At 29.7% G+C, this 20,218-nt stretch carries 17 protein-coding genes and 1 other annotated feature; of the genes, 8 read left to right on the top strand and 9 right to left on the bottom strand.

The window, feature by feature from the left end:
* Positions 1 to 29: 29 nt before the first annotated feature.
* A complete protein-coding gene (locus tag KQI89_RS06400) occupies positions 30 to 1,067 on the bottom strand; it encodes a nucleoid-associated protein (protein WP_032122259.1) in 1,038 nt (345 codons plus the stop codon).
* 32 nt (positions 1,068 to 1,099) lie between these two features.
* Entirely contained in the window at positions 1,100 to 1,600 is a 501-nt protein-coding gene (locus tag KQI89_RS06405; RefSeq protein ID WP_216456376.1) for a DUF6106 family protein, read from the bottom strand.
* 89 nt (positions 1,601 to 1,689) lie between these two features.
* Here KQI89_RS06405 and KQI89_RS06410 point away from each other — a divergent pair, with 89 nt between their 5' ends.
* The 3 genes from KQI89_RS06410 to leuS all read left to right on the top strand — a co-directional run bounded on the left by KQI89_RS06410 (position 1,690) and on the right by leuS (position 6,559).
* Positions 1,690 to 2,250: a class IV adenylate cyclase gene (locus KQI89_RS06410; protein ID WP_216456377.1), complete on the top strand. Its 561-nt coding sequence runs from the start codon at positions 1,690 to 1,692 to the stop codon at positions 2,248 to 2,250.
* A 110-nt stretch (positions 2,251 to 2,360) separates the two neighbouring features.
* A complete protein-coding gene (locus tag KQI89_RS06415; RefSeq protein ID WP_216456378.1) occupies positions 2,361 to 3,731 on the top strand; it encodes an MATE family efflux transporter in 1,371 nt (456 codons plus the stop codon).
* Between the two features lie 53 nt (positions 3,732 to 3,784).
* Positions 3,785 to 3,990 (top strand) — a binding site (T-box leader).
* A 112-nt stretch (positions 3,991 to 4,102) separates the two neighbouring features.
* A complete protein-coding gene (gene leuS, locus KQI89_RS06420; RefSeq protein WP_216456379.1) occupies positions 4,103 to 6,559 on the top strand; it encodes a leucine--tRNA ligase in 2,457 nt (818 codons plus the stop codon).
* Between the two features lie 25 nt (positions 6,560 to 6,584).
* Here leuS and KQI89_RS06425 read toward each other — a convergent pair whose 3' ends face one another.
* On the bottom strand, positions 6,585 to 7,142 hold the full coding sequence (locus tag KQI89_RS06425) for a class I SAM-dependent methyltransferase (RefSeq protein ID WP_216456380.1): 558 nt from the start codon (positions 7,140 to 7,142) through the stop codon (positions 6,585 to 6,587).
* 164 nt (positions 7,143 to 7,306) lie between these two features.
* On the opposite strand from KQI89_RS06425, the gene KQI89_RS06430 reads away from it, so the two are divergent.
* The 3 genes from KQI89_RS06430 to KQI89_RS18240 all read left to right on the top strand — a co-directional run bounded on the left by KQI89_RS06430 (position 7,307) and on the right by KQI89_RS18240 (position 10,048).
* On the top strand, positions 7,307 to 8,023 hold the full coding sequence (locus tag KQI89_RS06430; protein WP_246582962.1) for a response regulator transcription factor: 717 nt from the start codon (positions 7,307 to 7,309) through the stop codon (positions 8,021 to 8,023).
* Positions 8,013 to 9,497 (top strand): sensor histidine kinase, encoded by a 1,485-nt coding sequence (locus tag KQI89_RS06435; RefSeq protein WP_216456382.1) that lies wholly within the window; start codon positions 8,013 to 8,015, stop codon positions 9,495 to 9,497. Before KQI89_RS06430 ends, KQI89_RS06435 begins: the two co-directional genes overlap by 11 nt.
* 440 nt (positions 9,498 to 9,937) lie before the next feature.
* Positions 9,938 to 10,048: an iron-sulfur cluster assembly accessory protein gene (locus tag KQI89_RS18240; protein WP_484793043.1), complete on the top strand. Its 111-nt coding sequence runs from the start codon at positions 9,938 to 9,940 to the stop codon at positions 10,046 to 10,048.
* A 343-nt stretch (positions 10,049 to 10,391) separates the two neighbouring features.
* Here KQI89_RS18240 and KQI89_RS06445 read toward each other — a convergent pair whose 3' ends face one another.
* From KQI89_RS06445 to yjbM, 4 genes are all read right to left on the bottom strand, one after another.
* On the bottom strand, positions 10,392 to 11,777 hold the full coding sequence (locus tag KQI89_RS06445; RefSeq protein WP_246582963.1) for a vWA domain-containing protein: 1,386 nt from the start codon (positions 11,775 to 11,777) through the stop codon (positions 10,392 to 10,394).
* Between the two features lie 5 nt (positions 11,778 to 11,782).
* Positions 11,783 to 12,913, bottom strand: a complete 1,131-nt coding sequence (locus KQI89_RS06450) for an AAA family ATPase (RefSeq protein WP_216456384.1) — start codon at positions 12,911 to 12,913, stop codon at positions 11,783 to 11,785.
* Positions 12,914 to 12,951: 38 nt separating this feature from the next.
* Positions 12,952 to 13,734, bottom strand: coding sequence for a hypothetical protein (locus KQI89_RS06455; RefSeq protein ID WP_216456385.1), 783 nt, complete (start codon positions 13,732 to 13,734; stop codon positions 12,952 to 12,954).
* A gap of 299 nt (positions 13,735 to 14,033) precedes the next feature.
* Complete coding sequence (gene yjbM / locus KQI89_RS06460) at positions 14,034 to 14,828, bottom strand: GTP diphosphokinase (protein WP_032122266.1); 795 nt, start codon at positions 14,826 to 14,828, stop codon at positions 14,034 to 14,036.
* 352 nt (positions 14,829 to 15,180) lie between these two features.
* Between yjbM and KQI89_RS06465 the strand changes: the two genes are divergently transcribed.
* A complete protein-coding gene (locus tag KQI89_RS06465; protein ID WP_216456386.1) occupies positions 15,181 to 16,074 on the top strand; it encodes a DUF2225 domain-containing protein in 894 nt (297 codons plus the stop codon).
* Positions 16,075 to 16,173: 99 nt separating this feature from the next.
* Positions 16,174 to 17,169, top strand: a complete 996-nt coding sequence (locus KQI89_RS06470) for a methyl-accepting chemotaxis protein (protein ID WP_216456387.1) — start codon at positions 16,174 to 16,176, stop codon at positions 17,167 to 17,169.
* A 101-nt stretch (positions 17,170 to 17,270) separates the two neighbouring features.
* Here KQI89_RS06470 and KQI89_RS06475 read toward each other — a convergent pair whose 3' ends face one another.
* Together KQI89_RS06475 and KQI89_RS06480 are read right to left on the bottom strand one after the other, a co-directional pair.
* Positions 17,271 to 19,733: a DsrE/DsrF/DrsH-like family protein gene (locus KQI89_RS06475; protein ID WP_216456388.1), complete on the bottom strand. Its 2,463-nt coding sequence runs from the start codon at positions 19,731 to 19,733 to the stop codon at positions 17,271 to 17,273.
* Positions 19,734 to 19,927: 194 nt separating this feature from the next.
* Positions 19,928 to 20,215 (bottom strand): ArsR/SmtB family transcription factor, encoded by a 288-nt coding sequence (locus KQI89_RS06480; protein WP_216456389.1) that lies wholly within the window; start codon positions 20,213 to 20,215, stop codon positions 19,928 to 19,930.
* Positions 20,216 to 20,218 lie beyond the last annotated feature (3 nt).

Raw genomic sequence — 20,218 nt, forward strand, 5'->3', positions numbered from 1 at the left:
TCCAAATTAAGGATTGCACTTTTTATTTGTTACTTTTCTATATAATTAATCACATGTTTAATTATCATGTTTATGCTTCCATCGCCATTTCTTTTTATTTCAAATCTATCTTGATCATGATAAGCCTCTTCATTAATGTAAAGATCAATATCTTTATCTATTTTAAGCCTTATTCTTTTAAGCTTTTTCTCTACCCACTCTTTATCTATAGGAACCTTTTTATCTAAACCGTGAGCTTCTGCAAATTGAATAAAATTCTCTTTTGCCAAAGGCTCTTCTTTAAAGAGATCTGTAGAAAGTTCCTCAATATCAATTATGTCATCTTCTCTAAGTTTCTTTTTTATGGTAGTTCTTATGTTTTCAGCCCTATACGCATCCTCTTTTACATTATTTCTAGTCCAGTTTTCTGTTACCTTCACCAAATTTTTAGTCATATCTCTCTCATTATCAATAAGAGTACATCCCAAATAATTAGAAATAAAATAATTAGAGCCATATTCTTCTTTTTCTTTTGACTTGCTTTGTTTATCTATAACCATAAGATGGAACTTATCCTCCTCTCTTATAGGTTTAATAAAGGCACACTTTTGTATCTTTTGTCCACTAGAAGGTAATCCTGTAGTTTGAGATACAATATTTATTCCTATGTTATCTTCAACAAAATCTATTTTATGTACGTAATTTTTTACATAATCCATCTTTAATATAGCAAGCATTGGACTATGTTCTGTAGATATGGACACCACAATAAGATCACAGGATGGAATGTTACCATTAGAGTTCATAAGAGTAAAAAGCTGATTTGCAATGTCTTTAGATACAGTAACTATATCGTTTTCTCCATTTAAATATTCCTGTGCCGCTTCTTTAACAATATTTCTTCCTGAGTTAAAAAATGCATATTTAAGTTCCTCATCTTTTAAAAGCTTATCCATGTGTTTTAGCAAGAATTTATATATCTCTTCATCTAAATCTAAAGTAAAAGAGTTAAGTAAGGGTTCCTCACCATTATTATCTAACACATGTATTATAGCTTCGTTTATATGTATATCATTAATATATTCCATGTCTTCACCAACCTAGTATTTTCATAAAATCTTTATTTATTCTTTTTAACGGCTTTAGGGTTATATTTAAAGCTTAAGCTTAAAAACTTTTCATCTGGAACAAATCTAAGCATAACCTTCTCTGCCCCTTTATTTAAAACTGCTACAAATAACTCTCCATTATAGTTTGTAGGATATAAATCCAAAACCTTATTTGGCTTATTACTAAAGTTATTTATCTCATCACTGCTCTCTTTAGCCAGTATCTCAACATCTTTTATCTGAAAGGTTAATACCCTTTTTCTTTTCTTCATTTCTAGTATTTTATCAATATCTATCTCTCCATTGGTAAATGCATATTCATATTCAACAAAAAGATTTTTCTTCAAAAAAAACAATCCTACTGCTACAGCTATTAATATTATAGCCAAAAAAATCTGTCTAAATAATAAACTTAAAAATGCCAGTACGCCAAGTCCATAAACCATGACATTAGCTACTTTATAAGTAAGACTCTTTTCAGAGGTTACTAGTTGTTCATAAAAATTATCCATCAATTCCCCTCCTATAATCATAGATATTTACAATGAAATATTATATCATATTATAATACAGTTTAAATATAAATGAAAGGAGCTAAATCATGAAAGAACTTGAAACAAAAATTATAGACATTGATTTAGGGAGTATAAGAGCCAAAATAAATTCTCTTAATTTAGAAAAAGTTAAATGCGAAAACCAAATAAATAATATATTTGATTTTCCAAATAAAAGTCTTCTATCAAAAAAGGGATATGCAAGGGTGAGATCTGTGGAGGACTTATTAAATAATAAAGTTAAATATTATATGACCACTAAAAAAATGATAAGCCAAGATAAATTTAAGGTAATGGAAGAAGTTGAAATAGAAGTAAATGATGGTGATGAGGCTATTAAGTTATTTCAATCTTTAGGCCTAGAGCTTATAGGTTCTATAAAAAAGTATAGAGAAAGCTATAAATATAAAAATTCTTTAATTGAAATAGATATAAACGATGAATCCTTTTGTCCTTTTCCTTACATAGAAGTTGAAACTTCTACTGAAGAAGAGTTAAAGGAAGTAGTAGAACTTTTAGGTTACACCATGGAAGATACCTCTTCAAAAACTATTTATGATATATTAAATGAAAAGGGTATATCACCAAAATCTCCTTCTGGAATATAATATATCTAATTATTAATTTTCCATATTTAACATTTTATTAAATTCTCTTCCATGTTAAAATATACTTAACTACTTAGGGGGTACAAAGAATTTAAGGGGGATATTACATCATGACTACAGATACTAATGATTTGCTTACAGGTGACTTAAAAAGAAATCTATTAAAAATGTCTATACCTACTATGCTTGGCTTCCTACTACAATCCGTATACGATATAGTGGATATTATATGGATTGGTAGAATTTCTTCTTCTGCCGTAGCAGGAGTTACTCTTTTTTCTACTATATTTTGGATGGTAGATATTTTAAATGAAATTATCGGTACTAGTTCCATCTCTTTGATATCTCAAAGCTATGGCTCTAAGGACCAAAATAAAACTAGTCTAGCAATTGAGCAAACTCTAATTTTTAAAGCTCTAGTTGCAGTAATTGCCGCAATTATAATGTTATTAACCATAAAACCTTTATTAAATATTTTTTCTAAGGATACAAATGTAATTCAATCTGCCCTACAATATGGGTATATAAGAATATTTTTCTTACCTATAATGTTTTCATCCTACACTGTAAACACAGCTTTAAGATGCCTTGGAGATGCTAAGACTCCTATGAAGATAATGATTGTATCTTCAATTTTAAATGTAGTATTAGATCCTATATTTATGTTTGAAACTATACCAGGCACATCTATACCAGGGCTTAACCTTGGAGTGCTAGGTGCAGGAATTGCTACTGTAATATCCACTGTAGTAGCCTTTATTATTGGATTTTATATTCTAATCTCTGGTAAAGGAAAAATAAAAATCAAAATAAAAAACATATTTAAATTAGACTTAGAAATTGATAAAAAACTTTTAACTATAGGTCTTCCTTCTGGAGTTGAAATGCTATTTAGACAATTTTCCGGAATGATAACTATATACTTTGTTTCAGATTATGGTACCAATGCTTTAGCTGCTATTGGTATAGGTAATAAGCTTTTTAACTTTGCCTTTATGCCCTTACTTGGATTTGCCATAGGTAGTAGTTCCATAGTAGGCCAGTGCCTTGGTGCTGAAAATATAAGTAGGGCTAAGGAAACTGTTAAATATAGCACCTTAATAAATATATCTTTGATGTGTTTATTAACTATAATGGCATTCTTATTCCCTTCTTTTATTATGAAATCATTCATTAAAGACCCTGCTGTTATAGATATTGGTATACCGATGATTAAAATTATGACGCCAGCCTTAATAGCTTCTGGAGTTTCTATGGGACTTGGATCAGTATTTTCAGGTTCTGGGCATAATACTCCTTTTATGTTATCTAGTCTTATTTCAAGATGGGGGGTACAAATTCCACTTATTGCTATAATGGTTCGAGTACTTAAGCTACCTATGAATTATATATGGTCAACTTTTTTAATAGCTAATATAGTTGAAGTTATAGTAGTGTATGTCTTCTATAAAAAGGGAACTTGGGAACATAAAAGAGTATAAATATCTCTTGACCTATTATATACAATGATTTATAATATCATTTATAATTAAACAAAGATGCAATGATTAGGAATATTAGTATTAAGTTTAGTCCAAAGAGAGCTGTTGGTTGGTGAAAAACAGTGATAAACTTTTATGAACTCGCCTAGGAGCTAGCTTGAGGAAATGCAAGCAGGGTAAATCCCTTATCTTTTTAAGAGAGGTTATTTTATTATAGCCTAATCAGAGTGGTACCGCGGAATATGCTTTCGTCTCTTTATAAGAGATGAGAGCTTTTTTTATTCTTTTAAATTATATATTCTAAAATTAACTATAACTTTTAAACATTAAGTTAGTAAAATAATTTTTATTTTTTATAAGGAGGAAGTTTAATGGCTAAATACAATACTTCAGTAGATGAAAAATGGCAAAAGAAATGGGAAGAAACTAAGTTATATAAGTTTGACGAAAATAATTTGGATAAAAAATTATATGTATTAGAAATGTTCTCATACCCTTCAGGAAGTAAGTTACATGCTGGTCACTGGTTTAACTATGGTCCTGTAGATTCTTGGGCAAGAATGAAAAGAATGCAAGGATATAATGTGTTCCAGCCTATGGGATTTGATGCCTTTGGATTACCAGCAGAAAACTTTGCCATAAAAACAGGTATCCATCCTAAGGATTCCACAGTACAGAACATAAAAACTATGGAACAGCAACTTAAGGCTATGGGAGCTATGTTTGATTGGGATCACGAAATAGTAACTTGTAATACTGATTACTACAAATGGACTCAATGGCTTTTTTTAAAACTTTATGAAAAAGGTTTAGCATATAGAAAAAAGGCTCCTGTAAATTGGTGCCCTAGCTGTAATACAGTTCTAGCTAATGAGCAAGTCCTTGATGGTGCTTGTGAAAGATGTGACACTGAGGTTACAAAAAAAGACTTAACTCAATGGTTTTTAAAAATAACTGATTATGCAGATGAATTATTAGAGAAAATAGACTCTCTTGATTGGCCTGAAAAGACTAAATCAATGCAAAAACACTGGATAGGCAAATCCACTGGTGCTGAGGTTACCTTTAAGGTAAAGGATTCTGACTTAAGCTTTGATGTATTTACCACCAGAGTAGATACCTTATTTGGAGTATCCTATGTAGTTCTTGCACCTGAAAATCCTCTAGTAGACGTATTAACTTCAGCTAATCACAAGGAAGAAGTTGAATCTTACAAAGCTGAATCCAAAAAACAATCTGATATTGAAAGACAATCTATAACTAGAGAAAAAACAGGAGTATTTACTGGCTCCTATGCTATAAATCCTATAAATGGAAGAGAAATCCCTATATGGATTGGGGACTATGTACTTTCAACTTACGGTACTGGTGCTGTTATGGCTGTTCCTGCTCATGACGAAAGAGACTTTGCTTTTGCAACAAAATATAACCTTCCTATTGAAAGAGTTATAGAGGGTGGAGAGGAACTTCCTTATACTGAATATGGTACTATGATAAACAGTGATGAATTTAATGGATTAACCTCAGAAGAAGGTAAAAAAGCTGTGGTTAAAAAGTTAGAATCCTTAGGACTTGGCTCAGAAAAAACAAATTACAGATTAAGAGATTGGCTTGTATCAAGGCAAAGATACTGGGGGGCTCCAATACCTATAATTCATTGTGAACATTGTGGTACTGTACCTGTTCCAGAGGACCAACTTCCGGTAGTATTACCTTATGATGTAGAGTTTACACCAGATGGAAAGTCTCCACTAGCTAAATCAGAGAGTTTTATAAACACAACATGTCCTAAATGTGGTAAACCAGCAAAACGAGAAGCAGATACTTTAGATACCTTTGTGTGCTCCTCTTGGTATTATTTAAGATATGCCGATGCTAACAATAGTGAAAAAGCCTTTGATATAGAAAAAATAAATAAAATGTTACCTGTGGATAAATATGTAGGTGGCCCTGAACATGCTTGCATGCACCTTCTTTACTCTAGGTTTATAACTAAGGCTTTAAGAGACATGGGATATTTAAACTTTGATGAACCATTTACTTCATTAACTCATCAAGGATTAATACTTGGTCCTGATGGTCAAAAAATGAGTAAATCCAAGGGGAATACTATTTCTCCTGATGAATATATAAGTCAACATGGATCTGATGTATTTAGAATGTACCTAATGTTTGGTTTTGCTTATGTTGAAGGTGGCGCTTGGAGCGATGATGGAATAAAATCTGTAGCAAGATTTGTTGACAGGATGGAAAGAGTTCTTGATTCAGCAAGAGAAGCCATTGAAGATAATAAGTCCAATAAATCTACCATGGACAAAAATGAAAAGGAATTAAACTACTGGAGACATTTTGCTATAAAAAATGTTACCTCTGATTCTGAAATACTTCAATTTAATACAGCTATAGCAAGACTTATGGAATTAACAAATGCTTTATCTAAATATATGAATGAAGAAGAAAAGAATTTAGAATTGCTTAAAGCTACACTAACAGATTTTATAAAACTTGTTGCTCCATTTGCTCCTCACTTTGCTGAAGAACAATGGAACTTACTATATAAATCAGAATCTAATGATAATAGTTACTCAGTATTTAACCAAAAATGGCCTGAATTTGACAGTAACGCTTTAATAAAAGATGAAGTTGAAATAGCTATACAAATTAATGGAAAAATAAAATCTAGAATAAATATACCATCTGGACTCACTGAAGATGCTATTAAAGAAGAAGCTCTAAATAACGAAGAGATAAAAGTATTTATAGAAGGCAAAACCGTAGTAAAAGTCATAGTTATAAAAGGCCGTCTTGTAAATATAGTAGTTAAATAATAAAAAGACGACTAAGTCGTCTTTTTTAATTTTCACATATAAAAACATAGGCCGGTGGCATATTTATCATAACTTTATCTATATTTATGTTGTTAAAAAATCTATTTATAAAGTTTCTTTTAAACAAGGTATATTGGAAGGTAATAAATTTTCCATGAACTTTTAATATATCTTTACTTTTATTTAGTATATTTTCAGACATCTCCTTTTTAAGGCTTGCAAAAGGTAATCCTGAAACTATATAATCTACATTTTCTATGCCTTCTTTCTTCAAATACTCCTCTATATTCTCCGCAGAATCATTGATTATATAAAGATTTTCTACCTTACTATATTTTTCTTTTAACATATTATAAAATTCATAATTATACTCAATTATAAATAGCTTAGTACTAGAATATTTCCTTCTTATTAATTCTTCAGTAAATACTCCTGTACCAGGTCCATATTCGATTATACACTTTGCATTTTCAAAATCTATATTATCTACCATCTTACAAGCCAGTTTTTTAGAACTTGGAAATATAGCTCCTACAGTTCTCCAATTTAAAATATATTGCTTTAAAAATGTTACACCCTCCATAATACTCTCCCTTAGAAACTTATTTTAATCTATGAATTAATTATATAGAGGAATACTTAAGAATATCCTAATAAACCTCTTTAAAAGTCCTTAAAAAATTCTTAATATTTTCTTAACATGTGTTTTTACTCATTTTTTTGATATATTATTATATAAGATGTTATATGAAGGGAGCCTTTTTAGTGGATAAAGAATATATATTAATTGTAGATGATGAAAAAGAAATAAGAGATTTAGTAGGCATTTACATGAAAAATGAGGGCTATGAAACTATTAAAGCAGAAAATGGAATAAAAGCTCTAGAAATTCTTAAGAACAAAAAGATAGATTTAATAATATTGGATGTAATGATGCCTAAGTTGGACGGCATAGAAACCTGCATAAAAATCAGAGAAGAAAAAAATATTCCTATTATAATGTTATCTGCTAAAACGGAAGACATGGACAAGATTATAGGTCTTACTACCGGTGCTGATGATTATGTTTGCAAACCCTTTAACCCCTTAGAGCTTATTGCGAGAGTGAAATCACAGCTTAGAAGATATAAAAAATTAAATATCCCTCAAAATTTTGTAAAGGAAGGTGTAATTGAAATAGATGATCTAGTAATAGATTCAACTAATTATAAAGTTACTGTAGGAAAAGAAGAAATTAAACTAACACCTATGGAATTTAAAATTCTAGAGCTCCTAGCAGAAAATAAGAACAGGGTATTTAGCATAGAAAAAATCTATGAAAGAGTATGGGGCGAGGATTACATGGAATCTAATAATACAGTGATGGTACATATAAGAAAAATAAGAGAAAAAATAGAAGTTAACCCTAGAAAGCCTAGATATTTAAAAACTGTTTGGGGGGTTGGATACAAAATTGAAGAATAGAATACCCTCTATTAAAAATAGGGTTAAAAAATTTTATGCATTTGTAAGAAAATCTATAAAAGAGCAGCTTAGACTTCAACTTCTAGTTGTAATTGCTATATGTCTCACTTTATGTGGATTAATACTAGGTATATTCCAAACTTCTTATATTAAGTCTAATTCTATGAATACTTATACCTCTTACTCTGAAGGAATTACTAGAATAGATTCTAATACTTTAGATTTAGGCAATTATATAGAAACTAAAAATTTAAGTATAAATGATAAAGATGAAATAAAAAATTTAATCATAGAAAATTCTTATACTCGTGATAAAGGTATAAACATAGTAATAACGGACTTAGATGGAAATATAATTTATTCTAAAGAGGATTTTGTAGCTTCTAAGTTAAGCATTGAAAACATTATGAGAACTTCTATGGAATATAGAAAAAACTCTTATGATAAAAACCTTTTTTACAGCATATATCCTTTGAAATTTAAGGATTCTAATGGTTATTTAATATTAAGTGCTGTTCCATCTCCTACGGAACATAATCAATATCACTATGGCACTAGATTTTCAATTTTAGGTATAATATTAGCCCTTATTGCTTTTATTTTATTATTTTTATTGTTAACTAGAAAAAAAGTAAAATATATTGAGGAAATATCTCATGGACTTATACAAATATCCACCGGTAACTTAGATTACAATATAGATATAAAAGGATACGATGAATTATCTAAGTTAGCCCAAAACATAAACTATATGGAAAAGGAGCTAAAAAATAAAATAGAGGAAACCACTAAAGCTGAAAATACAAAAAGTGAACTTATAACCAATGTATCCCATGATTTAAAAACTCCCCTTACCTCTATAATGGGCTATCTAGGTCTTTTAAAGGACGGTAAGTACGAAGATGAAGATCAAATGAAAGATTATTTAGATATAGCTTTTAATAAATCACAAAAACTAAAAATTTTAATAGAAGATTTATTTGAATATACTAAGTTATCTAATAAAGGTATCCCTTTAAATAAAAAAAATGTATCTTTTAATGAACTTATTGAACAACTTATATATGAACTTGTTCCAGTAGCAGAAGAGAATGAAATTATACTTCATAAAGATATAGAACCTAGCAAAATACTAGTAAATATAGATGGTGATAAGATGGTTCGAGTTTTTGAAAATCTATTAATGAATGCAATAAAATATAGTTATAAGCCTAGCACCGTTTATATTAAATTATATAAAGAAGATAGTGAGGCTATTCTTTGCATTTCTAACAAAGGTGATTCCTTTTCAGATTCTGATCTAAATAAAGTTTTTGACAGATTTTATAGAGTTGAAAAGTCACGGAGTAGCTCTGAGGGAGGTAGTGGTTTAGGCCTGGCCATCTCTAAAAGCATCGTAGAACTACACGAAGGAAACATTTGGGCGGAGTGCCATGGTAATGATATAAAGTTTTTTGTAAGTCTAAAAATTTAATTTAATTATAAAGGAAATGTATGATCTTTAATACATTTCCTTTATTTTTATTTAAAAATTCTTTTTTGTATGGTTATAGAAATATTTTTCTAATCTTTAAAGTTAAATAGCTATTATTATAAAATAATTTATATAGTATTTGTTTTATCTATAGTTAAATATATACCTATCACTATACATAATACCATCTCTATATTATAATTAGTTTATAAACCATTTAGTTACTTAATATCTGTAAGGATATTAGGATAAACTAAGTTATGCTATTAGTTAAACATTATAAAATAAATCCTTGGTAAAAAAGTCTTAGAATTTTTAAAGTAAGCAATAAAGTATGGGTATTAATGCTGCTTTGCTATTACCTGAGTTTGCTTAACCAGTATAGTGCAAAAATTAGTTATCTATTTAGATATGACTTATTTAAGAAAAGAGGGATATACATGAATGTTATTAAAATAAGTGACGTAGCTTATGACGAGTTTAAAGAACTTCTAGATCAAAATAATCTTCCTGAATATACTATAAGGATTAATCTAGCTGGTATGGGATGAAGTGGCCCTTCATTTAATATTGTTCTGGATGAACAAAAGGATACAGATATAGTTGAAAAAGTAAAGGATGTTACTTTCCTTATAGAGAAATCTCTTGTAGAAGATTTCCATGGGTTTATGATAACTTCCTCTGCTGAAAATGGTAGAGGCTTGATGCTTGAACCTATAAAGGATTTAGGTGACGGTGGTTGCTCAGGTTGTAGCGGTGGTTGCCACTAATATTTATAAATAACATATAAACAAAATAAAGAATAGAAAAGTGATTTTACACCTTCTATTCTTTATTTTTTATGGGATTTATTTTAAACATATTAATAATCTTTTTTAATATATTTTCAGTGTTTTATCTAGCCCAGTCATGAAGCATTTCTCTCATAACCTTTAATCCATAAGTATTGTCCGCTTCATACTGGCCTTTAGCTTTTAATCTTTTTATTTCCCCATAAGACTTTTTTAAAGATAACCTTTCTCCCTTACCTGTTAAAATCCAAAGAGTTTTATAATTAATAGGCTTAACCCTTAATTCTTCTTCCCCAAGTCCATCTGTAAAATATATAAGAAGTGAATTTCTAAGTGACTTTTTATTTATATATTCAAAAACTGGCGAAAAAGCAGTACCACCTTTTTTATCTAACCTAGGTTTTAAATCCTTTTTAGAATTTAATTTATATACTCTTCTAACCTTATCATCACATTCTATTACGGTAACTCGTACCTCTTTATTTTTAATTATTCCAAATATCTCTGTAAATATCTGCTCTATTTCTTTATCTGTAATACTTCCGCTTATATCTATTGCTACTAGTATTTCTGATATATTATCTCTTAATGTTCCTCTTAATTCTAATCTATTGGGTTGCCTTCTATCCTTTCTAGTAATAGTTTTTCTGTGACCTGAAGGCATTGATCTTATTATTTTCTTAAGATAATCTACCCAACTAATTTCTGGAACCTTATTTAAAGCAGCCAAAATTTCCTCTAGCCCTCTAGGCGACTTACCCTTATGAGCATTTCTTGCAGTGTTTTTTACAAGTTCCTTCATATCCTCCTTATTTATGCTTTGGGCAGGATTTTCCCATGAATTATGAAGACTTTCTAAATCGAAATCTTCTAATTCCTTTAAGTTAATCTTTTTATCTGGAGCTTCTCTCATGATTTTCTGTATAGCTTCATATATTTCTTTAGCATAGGTTTCCATTGTAGAGTCTTCTCTAAGCTCCACGTTAAATTCTAAGGCTATATTATCAAGCTTTGCTGCCCAACTAGGTAATCCTTTTATAAATTGATTCACAGATATATCCATAGCAAGATTTACAGGAGTTCTACCATACTTATTATACAAATCTTTAGCTCTAACATGATGCCCATACATAATATGGTATATTTCGTGTTTTATAAGAGATTTCATTTCTTCAAAGCTACAATTTAAAAACTTCCAAGGGTTAAAATACATCTTAAAACCTGATATATCTATCTCTGTACTTATGGGCCATTCTATGTCAAAACTTATTTCTCTCTTAGTTTGAATCATAAAAAGTCCGAAAAAGTTATCCTCTCCCTCCATTAGGGAAAGTATACATCTTTCTAATAACTCATTAAAATCTCTTTTAAATTCGTCTCCAAAGTTTTTAACCATAATGATCTTATCTTCTTCTTTATTACCTGTATAAAACTTTGCAAGTCTTTTAAGAAGATCTACCCTTAAAGTTTCTATTGATCTACTTCCCATCCATATCATCTCCAAAGAAAGCAAGAAAAGAATAACTCAATAAAATCTTCATTATCCAAAAACTCTTTATAAAGATTCTCTTTATACTCTTCCCTTATTTCTTTCATTATTCCCATTCTTAAATCCATTGGATATAATTTTAAATATCTTGAAAACAAGGATATTTCTTTTTCACTATGGGAACTTTCATATAAGTACATTAATACATTTTTTCCTATAATATAAAGTTTAGAATGACTCTCCCTTTTTACTCTGTCTTTTATATCCTGACTTATTACCTCACTTACAAATATATCTTGTGGTTTTATAGAAGAAGCCTTATAGTTTTTTATAAAGGATATAAAATCCTGTGCTATAGCTGAACCTACATTTCCCTTTACCACATTATAGAATATATTAGAAGGATAGGTGTCTTTAACCTCTAAAAATATTCTATAAGCCTTTGAAATTCTTTCCCAACTTCTTGGTGTAGCTTTTATGGTATCCATGGAATCTGGTGTGTGCAGATATTGTGGAAAGGTAGAAATAAACTCCAATATATGTTCATGTATATTTCCATCCTTACTCATACCCCATTTTATCCACTCATTTGCATCGGAATCCATTTCTATCCATACAAATCTATCTTCTTGAGCTGGATCCATATCTACTACTTGATATTCACTATTTTCAAAGGAGTCATATTTATTTGATGGATTCATAGCGGCAATTACTTCAACATTCTTTGGAAGGCTATATCCGTTTATCTCTCTATTTAATATCAAATTCATAAGTTCCTGCTGAACACTGTGCTCACACCTATTTATCTCATCTATAAATAGTATAACTTTTCTATTTTCATCTTCTTTTATTGCTTCGTCAATATCTACTAATTTTGTATGCACTGCATATATGGTTCTCTTTTTCTTTCCTGCATTACTTCCTTCAAAAACCTCATAATCTTCTACTGTAGGAAGTCCGCCTATCTCTCCTTCTTTTAAAAGATTGGCATCTATGGTTACTAAATAATCTCCCTTTTGAAGACTTAACTTTTTAACTAAAGAAGTTTTTCCTATACCACTTTCTCCGATGATTAGAGGAACCGCTTCACTTCTTAATACTAAATCTACTGTTAATAAGGCATCAGAAAATTTCACAAAAATACTTCCTTTCTATTATGATTACCTACTTGAATTTATATTGCTAGTTTATAATCAATTAAAATTTGTTTTGCTCTCTTACTTCCATAATTATAGATAAATTCTATCTTATCCATATCTAATATTTCTAAATTTAAAAAGTCTCTAACATACTTTTCATCTATATTTTCATCCTTAAATTTATCCATTAAAACCTCATCCACTAATTCCTCTGCCACATCTTCATAAATGTATTTTAAGATATTTATATTTGCTTGTAGAAAAGTTTTAATTTTATTTTCTTCATAAATATCTATATACGTGATGGCCTCTTCACTTTGTGCTATTGCAGCTCTTTGAGCACTTATAGAGGGGTCTTTTATATATTTAATAGCTGCCCAATAATTATTAACTGCTGCTAGTTGAACCTCTTCACTAGGATCTTCTATATATCTTATAGCATCATAATCTTTTTTTACCGCCATAATTTGTATTTCTTCTGATGGTTTTTTAATAAACTGTATAGCCCATCCTTTAGCTCCTACTGCTTCACTTTTAACTTTATCTGTAGAATTTTTTATATATCTTAAAGCATTCCAAGAACTTTTCACAGCCAATATTTGTATTTCTTCCTTAGGGTCTATTATATATTCTATAGCATAAGCATTAGACTTTATTGCTTCCTTTTGAACCTCTATTGAGGGATTTTTTATATACTGAATTGTACTGCCATTTTTTTTAACAGCAATAAGCTGCATCTCTAAACTAGGACTTTCTATATTCTTAATGTGAAAAGGATTTTCATAAATTAATTTTAATTCTAATTCTTCTTTTGACATTACCTATTCTCCTTTAACTAACTTTTATTATTTAACCATAACTATAGCTGTAATAGTTATAATTAAGTTTTTTATACTTAAACTTTAGAAATCTCATTCTTATTGGATGAACTCCATTTGGAAATAATAATATTTTTAATAAACAGTAATTATTATTTGATAGTAATTATATCATATATCATTAAATTGTGCACCATTAATAAAGGGATTTATTTAAATAAATCCCCTTGCATTTTCAATATTACTTTTTATTCTCATGATAATATATGCTTAATTTTAAAATACTACTTTTAAGTTACTTATAACTCTTTAAACTTATCAACATCCCTTTTTATTGAAAAAAGAAGATTGTTGAGTTCCCACACTTCTCCCTCTTCTACTAGCTTATTTAATTGAATTTGATACCTACTAGACTCTGCTATTTTGCCTAAAGAAATCAGTGTAAGTATGTTATTTATTATGCTTGATATTATATCAGACTTTACTTCAAATAGTTTTTGAGCATCCTTTATTTCATCTTTTATTTCTAGCATTTGTTGGTCTAATTGAAATGCTGAATCTGCTGCATTTTTTAGTTTACCTCTTATTTCTTCTGGTATTTCCTGCTTATACTTATAATTTAAAGAATGCTCTATAGTAGCCCAGAAGTTCATGGCAAGAGTTCTTATTTGAAACTCAGCTAATATTTCCTTTTGGCCCTCAGCCATATTCACTGGATATTTTATTATTATATGATAGCTTCTATAACCACTTTCTTTAACATTAGTCACATAATCCTTTTCATACATTATTTGCATATCTTTTCTTTCTCTTATTAGCTCCACAACTTTCTCTATATCATCAACAAACTGGCACATTACTCTGATACCAGCTATATCTTCTATTTCATATTGAAGTCTATCTAAAGGAATATCAAATTTGCTAGCCTTTTCTAGTATACTAGATATTTCTTTAACCCTTCCTGTTACAAACTCTATTGGTGAATATTCATTTTTTCTTCTATATTCTTTTCTTATACTTCTAAACTTTACTTTTAACTCCTCAACTGCCTGTTCATATGGAGTTAAAAAAGACTTCCATTCTTTTATAGCCATAGCCTCACCTTCTAAACACTTTAATTACTTTTATTGATTACATTATAACAAAAATCTCTTAAGTTTATAATAGCATATATTTTAAATAACTAAAAAACTAGTATTATATAATTTTCTACAAAAATTAAGATTTTTCATACTTCCTTTTATATTCTTACTTATATATGCTATAATTATATTATTTATCCAATGATTATATGTCATAATACTCCAATCTTCTACAAATATAATATTAGATATATAAATGGATAATGATATTTAGGCTTTAAGTAGAATAAAGGGTTCCAGGTTAAACCAAAAACTTTACTATTATTTTATTATAAACAACATTTAATTCATATGGGGTGTAAACATGACTGATTCTAACAAAAATAATGAAGAAATCTTTTCAGGTCTTGAATCATTAGGTTTCGACAACATAAATGGTATAGAAATATTTAAAAAAGAAACTAGTGAAACTAAAAAGCAGATTAAAAATCTAGATGATACTGAAAAGCAACTTTCTATGCTATACAACAAAGAAATAACATGCCCTGTATGTGGAAATAGTTTTAAGGCCAGGGCAGTAAAAATCTCTGCACCTAGGGTAATAAAAAAAGATTCTGACTTTTTTCTAAGACATGATAACATCAACCCTTACTTTTATGATGTTTGGCTATGCAATGTTTGCGGTTATGCCGCCATGAAAGTAGACTTTGAAAAAATAAAAAATTATCAAATAAAAATGATAAAAGAGAGTATATCTACTAAGTGGACTGGAAAGGTTTATCCTGATACTTATGATATAAATATAGCCATAGAACGCTATAAACTCTCTCTTTTAAACTATGTAGTTATGGAGTCTAAGGCCAGCTCTAAAGCTATGAACTGCTTAAAGTTAGCTTGGATGTATAGGCTAATTGAAAACTCCAATCAGGAAAATATCTTTATGAAAAAGGCACTTGAAGGCTTTAATCAAGCCTATTACAATGAGGATTTTCCTATATATGGTATGCATAGATATACAACTATGTATCTCATAGGTGAATTAAATAGAAGAACAGAAAATTATGAGCAGTCCTTACTATGGTTTAGCAAGGTAATAACTACTCCTTCAGTGCCACAGAAAATTAAAGACCTGGCAAGGGATCAAAGAGATATTATAAAATCTTCTACTGGAGCAAAATCAGAGACAGAAGATTTAGAAAAAAATGCTACTTTAGAATCCAAGCATAAAAAGGGTATTTTTTCCTTTTTATTTAAATAATTTAGTTAAATTTGCATAATAAATGAATTTTAAGTAAAAATATGATATAATTAAATTTGTTATATAAATGTAAGGTTGATACATATAAGGAGGTTAACTATGGCTTTTTTTAGCAAAAAAAACACTGAACACAAAAAAGAAATTGGCGTATCTACTCCTATTGAAAATAGCCAACATGATTACAGTATCCAACCAGAAAATGAAAAAATTATAAACGATGATAAGGTACATATAATAGAAGAAATCTCTGCATTAAAGGGTAATATGGAATATGTAGTTGCTACATCTTCAGATATAAATTCTTCTATTCATCAAATGTCCTCTAGTAACATGGCTCAGAGTAAAGATTTATCTCAAGCTACTGAAATATTACAAGATTTTAGAAATGATATGGAAAATCTAGCCATGAATGTAGTTAATGTTCAAATCAAGGTTATGGATAGTGATAAAAAGGCTGATGAAGGACTAGAGAGCATTAATTCTCTTGACTCTTCTTTCGATGAGCTTCAAGAGGCTCTTAGTGTTTCAAACTCTACGGTTAGTGATCTGGTATCAAAATTAGAGTCTGTAAACTTAATCACAGACTCCATAAGTCAAATAGCCAGTCAAACGAACCTTTTAGCACTTAATGCAGCCATAGAAGCTGCTAGAGCAGGCGAAGCTGGAAAAGGATTTTCCGTAGTTGCAGGAGAAGTTAGAAAACTTGCAGAAAACTCAAAGATAGCGGTTCAAAATATCACCAAAATTTTAGAAGAAATAAAAGTAGATATTTTAAACACATCTTCTGCAATGGCTAGCGGAAATAGTGCATTAAGTAGCCAACAAGCTACCATAAGCCAAACTAAAAATACTTTTATAACAATTAAAAGTGAATTAAATGAATCTGTAGAAGAAATAGACCAATGTATAGTTCATCTTACAAATGCTTCTGAAAAGAAGGATATAATAATATCTTCTATTGATGAAATATCCTCTTTATCTGAAGAAAACTCTTCTCTTTCTGAGGAGATTGCAGCTACCATAGAAGCACAGAATACAGCTATACAAACTATTAATGAAGGAATACATAATATAGAGTCATCCTTTACTAAATAGCTGTCTATTAAAAAGATACCCTAATTATGTATAGTTTATTTATACTTAAATATCTGTTTTAAAAAATAGCTAGTGTAGACTACTAGCTATTTTTTATTTACTTATATAAATAAATTAACATTAGAATCTTCTGCTTCTCCTAAATAGTATCCAACCCCTCCTATTTTAACTCCATCTATTAACTCTTCTTTCTTCAAGCCTAAAAGATCCATAGACATTTGGCAAGCTACAATTTCTACTCCACTGTTTATAGCTGCTGTTATTAATTCTTCAAGAGATGATACATTCTTGTCCTTCATTATTTTTCTTATCATCTTTGGACCCATACCAGCCATATTCATATTTGATAATTTAAGCTTTTTAGTACCTCTTGGCATCATAAATCCAAACATTTTTTCCATAAAACCTTTAACTACAGTTACCTTTTCACCTTTTCTTAAAATATTTATTCCCCAAAAGGTAAAGAACATTGTTACCTTTTTCCCCATAGAAGCTGCTCCATTAGCTATAATAAAAGATGCTATAGCCTTATCTAAATCCCCACTAAAAACCACCATAGTTTTTCCATCTTTAGATTGAACCCGAGAGCTTGTCATGGTACATTCTCTCTTTATCTCATCATTGTTAGAGTTTTTTTTTACTAAGGCTATTATTATTCCAGCCTCCTTATTTACATTTAAGAGTTGATTTCCTGTAGTATTACACCAGGATTTTATATCCTCATAAAAACCTGGATCAGAAGCCTTAATCTTTAATATTTCTCCTTCCTTTAGTTGATCCATACTACTTTTTACAGTCATTAATGGACCAGGACAACATAAACCGCAGGCGTCTACTTCTTTATGAAACTCTATCTCTGAAGTATTATTATTTGAATTATTTTCTTTACTTGTAGCATTAAAATTATCTATTTCTGAGGGTTTAAACTCTGAAGCCTTTTTACTCTTATAACCTCCAGTTAAATTCTTAACTTTAAATCCATTTTGAGATAATATTCTTGATGCTATATAACCCCTAAGCCCTACTTGACAATAAACCCAGATTTCTTTATCCTTGTCTAATTCATTAATTCTGCTTCGCAAGGAATTAACAGGAATATTTATAGCTTTATCTATACTTCCGTTATCTACTTCTACTTCATCCCTTACATCTAATAATATCTTTTCATTTTCAGTAAACTCTTCAAGTTCTTCTAAATTAATTGTATCTACTCTTCCCTCTAAAACATTTTCTGCTATAAATCCCGCCATATTAGCCGGTGATTTAGCAGAAGAATATGGTGGTGCATAAGCTAATTCAAGTTCCGTTAAATCCTTTACTGTACCTTTTAATTTTATTACCGTAGCTATTACATCAATAGTCTTATCTACTCCATCATAGCCTAATATTTGAGAACCTAATATTTTACCATCTTCATTAAATATAAGTTTAATAGACATTTGAACAGCACCTGGATAGTAAGCTGCATGAGAATTCGGATGAGCATAGATAACCTTATAAGGAATTTCTAATCTCTTTAATGTTCTTTCATTATTTCCAGTGCTAGTAGCAGTAAGTCCGAATACTTTAATTATGGAAGTTCCAAGTGTTCCTTTATAGGTAGAATTTATACCACATATATTATCTGCAGCAATTCTGCCTTGCCTATTGGCAGGTCCTGCTAGAGGAATAGCTGAAGGATTTTCGTTTATAAAATCTTTGATAAGTACAGCGTCTCCTACAGCGTATATACCCTCTACATTTGTTTTCATATGATCATCAACTATTATATGACCTTTATCTCCAAAATTAATACCAGAATTCTTTAAAAAAGAGACATCTGGCGAAACTCCTATAGCTAATATAGCCATATCAGCTTTTAACTCTTTACCACTATTTAAATTTACTGATATCTTATTCCTTTCCTCTTTAAAATCTTTAACACCATCTCCAAGAATTAATGAAACTCCGTTATCTTCTAATTCTTTTTCTGCCATTACAACCATATCAGAATCAAAAGGAGCTAATATATGAGGAGCAGCTTCTACTAATGTAACATCTAATCCTCTTTCCTTAAGGTTTTCAGCCATTTCCACTCCTATATATCCTCCACCGATAACCACAGCACTACCACTTTGATTTTCATCTACATAAGCCTTTATTTTATCTGTATCTGGTATATTTCTAAGTGTAAATATCTTTTTGCTGTTTATCCCCTCAATACTTGGTCTTAAAGGTTTAGCTCCTGGTGAAAGAAGTAAATAGTCATAAGTTTCTTCGTAAATCCCTTTTTCCTTGCTATTAATCTTTAAAGTTTTTTCTTTAGTATCTATATCTATCACTTCACTATTAACCCTTACATCTATATTGAATCTAGATTTCATAGCTTCTGGGGTTTGTACTAGTAACTTTTCTCTCTCCTTTATGGTCTCCCCTATATAATATGGCAATCCACAATTAGCAAAAGAAATATACTCATCTCTTTCAAACATTATGATTTCAAGACTTTCATCTAATCTTCTAAGCCTTGCAGCAGTAGAAGCTCCTCCTGCCACTCCACCAACAATTAATACTTTACGTCCCATACATACCCTCCTAATTTATAATTATTTTCTATTTCATTAAACAGAGCTCTTAACTTCAAAGAGAGTTTTAACTCTTCCTGAAGCTTATAAATCATTATCCAAAGCTGTAACCGATCTTTACTCCCACTTTGAAGAAGATAGAGTATTAGAACGGTCAGCCAGCGGATAAAATCAAAATAATTTATTATTTAAGCTTACTTTTCTTCTTCAACCAAAATTTCTATCAATAGCTTAACTCTAGGATCCTTAATCTTATAAATAATCTCAAGTCCCCTTCTTTCTCCTTCCACTAATCCTGCGGATTTAAGTTTCTGCAAATGCTGTGAAATAGTAGACTGAGGTATTTCAAGACAATCCTGCATAGATGTAACATTACACTCACCGCTTTTAATAAGACCTCTTAAAATGCATAACCTTACAGGGTGAGCCATAACTTTTAGTAATTCTGCTGTATCTTGAAACCTCTTATAATTATTGTCCATTTA

Origin of the sequence: Clostridium simiarum, assembly GCF_018919175.1 — a bacterium.
GTDB lineage: Bacteria > Bacillota > Clostridia > Clostridiales > Clostridiaceae > Clostridium_L > Clostridium_L simiarum.